This window comes from Candidatus Erwinia dacicola (genome assembly GCF_001756855.1).
GTDB classification, from domain to species: Bacteria; Pseudomonadota; Gammaproteobacteria; order Enterobacterales; family Enterobacteriaceae; genus Erwinia; species Erwinia dacicola.
This window is the reverse complement of record NZ_MAYS01000182.1, coordinates 1-2,208: the sequence shown is the minus strand read 5'-3', so window position 1 is coordinate 2,208 and position 2,208 is coordinate 1. Positions and strand designations below refer to the sequence as shown.

5 protein-coding genes and 1 pseudogene are annotated in these 2,208 nt (G+C 49.8%); 2 read left to right on the top strand and 4 right to left on the bottom strand.

Going from position 1 to position 2,208, the window contains the following annotated elements:
- Positions 1–481: IS6 family transposase (locus BBW68_RS05625; protein WP_070133548.1), on the bottom strand; the 481-nt coding region annotated here is incomplete at its 3' end.
- Positions 482–514: 33 nt separating this feature from the next.
- Positions 515–976 (bottom strand): hypothetical protein, encoded by a 462-nt coding sequence (locus BBW68_RS05620; RefSeq protein WP_070134364.1) that lies wholly within the window; start codon positions 974–976, stop codon positions 515–517.
- Between the two features lie 275 nt (positions 977–1,251).
- Between BBW68_RS05620 and BBW68_RS15985 the strand changes: the two genes are divergently transcribed.
- Positions 1,252–1,386, top strand: a complete 135-nt coding sequence (locus BBW68_RS15985) for a helix-turn-helix domain-containing protein (protein ID WP_083264808.1) — start codon at positions 1,252–1,254, stop codon at positions 1,384–1,386.
- Positions 1,347–1,567, top strand: a pseudogene (locus BBW68_RS05615) (DUF84 family protein); the annotation flags it as partial. The gene BBW68_RS15985 and the pseudogene BBW68_RS05615, both read left to right, overlap by 40 nt.
- Here BBW68_RS05615 and trpR read toward each other — a convergent pair.
- Together trpR and BBW68_RS05605 are read right to left on the bottom strand one after the other, a co-directional pair.
- Positions 1,553–1,885: a trp operon repressor gene (gene trpR / locus BBW68_RS05610; RefSeq protein ID WP_070134363.1), complete on the bottom strand. Its 333-nt coding sequence runs from the start codon at positions 1,883–1,885 to the stop codon at positions 1,553–1,555. The pseudogene BBW68_RS05615 and the gene trpR sit on opposite strands and share 15 nt — an antisense overlap.
- 124 nt (positions 1,886–2,009) lie before the next feature.
- A partial coding sequence (locus BBW68_RS05605) for an IS30 family transposase (RefSeq protein ID WP_148127557.1) occupies positions 2,010–2,208 on the bottom strand: 199 nt, incomplete at its 5' end.

Below are 2,208 nucleotides of genomic sequence, written 5' to 3'. Positions count from 1 at the left end.
GCACATGCTGCGGACATTTACCTTCCCGCTTCAGCAATGCCAGCGCCCGCCCATACGTCGGGGCTTTATCTGTGTTGATCAACCGTGGAATTTGCAGGCGCTTCGTATTATTCAGAAGTTTACCCATAAAGCGATAGGCGGCTTTGGTGTGACGACGTGAAGACAGGTAAAAGTCAATGGTGCAGCCCCTGCTGTCGACGGCGCGGTACAGATAAGCCCAGCGTCCGTTGACCTTCACGTAGGTTTCATCGAGATGCCATGAGCCAAAACCGGAAGGTTGACGCCAGTACCAGCGCCGCCGCTTTTCCATTTCAGGTGCAGAACGCTGAACCCATCGATAAATCGTGGTGTGATCGACATTTACCCCTCGCTCAGCCAGCATCTCCTGCAGCTCACGATAACTGATGCCATATTTGCAGTACCAGCGGACGGCCCACAGGATAATATGACGCTCAAAATGTCGACCTTTAAATGGGTTCATGTGCTGCTCCTTCAACTAAACAGTGGCATCAGTTTACCATCGCCAGATCTTTGCAACAGCGCCCTCTCTAGCGCCTTCATCGCTGCGAGCAGCCTCTCCAATAGTTCGGGGCTGCATACCAAGTGCCTGCTCCTTTATCACGCGATCCAGCTTCAGAAGGTTGATGTTGTCCTCATCTAATAGGTAGAGAATCGTTTCAATGCCCTTGCGAACTAAGACCTCAAGGATTTTATCCTTTTCCCCTTCAGAGAGAAAAGAAAAGAGTTCTAGGATTTTTTTATCAGCGCTACTCATAACGTGTGGGCTGCTGCCACCCCTCCGTCCCTCATTTATATCATTCTTTTTGTCTTTAATGTCTGGCTCTTTACCTGTGCCATCGAGAAGCCAATCTAAAGACACTCCCTCATGTTCAGCAATTTTGATTAGCTGTGCTTTTCTTGGGGTGGGGCATATATCTCTGCGCTTGTAGTAATTTTGAAGTGTACTGACTTTCATGCCCCAAGCTCTGGCCGCCTCAGATCTTGATGGGTAACGATCTACAAGCAGGAAAACTCTATTGATAACAGGTTCTTTTGTCTTACCATGAAAAGAACGATCTGATTTTTTTTCTCATGCTGCGTAATTTTCCACCTAACTATATGAATTAATTAAACAAAAAGAATTAAAAGAATTTGCAATAATACTTGCAAATCGTTCTTTTCGGTCTTAATCTTTTATCCGTAGAGATAACCGCGCGGTTATCCGCACGAGTAACTTTTTGGGATAGATGAATGATGAATCGAAAAGAAGAGCCAAGTGTCGATATGCATCCTGAAGATATTAAGGCGGAGATCCGCAAGCGCGGATTAACGTTCCGTAAACTGTCTCATGCTCTGCCAGTTTCACCCTGCCAGCGATTGTTATGAAGGGCATTCAGGCTGGGCGCAAGCTGGGTGATGAGATGGCGCGCCTGACCGGTGTTGAGAATATTAAGCACAAAGGCGGCGCTATTGGGGCGTTTACCATCAGGCGCTGATCCTCTCGCTGTGCCAGTTCCATAACGACATCTATCAGCGCAAAGCCGACGATGTTTCAGACCTTATCTGAGCCATTTAGCAGCTGCGTCTCCAGCCACTGCTTCAGGGCTGGAGGCGCACTTTTCAGGCTGTTCGAGCCACGGGTAATCGTGGCAATCCCCGCACCCAGCTCATTTTTCAGCTCACGCTGGCTCATCTTGCCGCGCATCAGCTCTTCAATAATCCGTAGCCGGGTTCCCAGCACTTCACGCTCGTCTGGGGTCAGAATTAGCTGCAGCAGCGGCAGGTGCAGCTCACCCTGATAGGCGCGCTGTAGCAGCGTGACAAAGCGCAGCCAGTCTTCATTAGCTAGCTCTGCGGTAACGGAAATGGATGCGTGTTGGTTCATGATATGCCGCCATACTATTCAACTAGTACAGAAGCATATCATCATAGCCTGCATACTTGAAGCAGCGATGAGTAGCGCTGCTGCCACTCGCTGTCGGCGGCGGATTCAAGTTCGAAGTGCAACGCTAAGCCGCCTGTCTTAGCTCTACAAAGACCACTGAAGGTTGCCGGAACCCAAGGCATTTCCGTGGCCTGCTATTCAGTGCTCCCTGGTACTTGCGGAGCTCGTCATCCGTCACTGCCGTCAGGTCAGTTCCTTTCGGGATAAACTGCCTCAACAACCCATTGGTGTTCTCGTTTAGCCCGCGCTGCCACGAGGCATAT